Origin of the sequence: Noviherbaspirillum autotrophicum (genome assembly GCF_000818395.1) — a bacterium.
Taxonomy (GTDB): domain Bacteria; phylum Pseudomonadota; class Gammaproteobacteria; order Burkholderiales; family Burkholderiaceae_D; genus Noviherbaspirillum; species Noviherbaspirillum autotrophicum.
The window spans coordinates 4,479,666-4,479,955 of sequence record NZ_JWJG01000028.1; the positions used below are offsets into that span (position 1 = coordinate 4,479,666).

The following is a 290-nucleotide window of genomic DNA, read 5'->3' on the forward strand; positions in this document are numbered from 1 at the left end:
TTGGCTGTTCCGGCGCTCCTGCAGGTTGGGGAACATCTCGTAGATTTCGTCGATCGACATGCCGCGATCCGTCTTCGACACGAACGGCGGCAGCATCAGGTTTTCCTCGGCCGACAGCGACGAGAAGATGCCGCGCTCTTCCGGGCAGTAGCCCACGCCGCGATGCGCGACCTTGTAGGTCGGCAAATGGATCGCCTCGACCCCATTGATCTTGATCGAGCCCTTGCGCGCACCGGTCAAGCCCATGATGGCGCGCAGCGTCGTGGTGCGGCCCGCGCCGTTGCGGCCCA

The 290-nt window shown here is 64.5% G+C and carries 1 protein-coding gene; it reads right to left on the reverse strand.

What is annotated here, in order from left to right; translation table 11 throughout:
- Positions 1 to 290 (reverse strand): ATP-binding cassette domain-containing protein (locus tag TSA66_RS22055; RefSeq protein ID WP_040042873.1); only part of this gene is annotated, 290 nt, incomplete at both ends.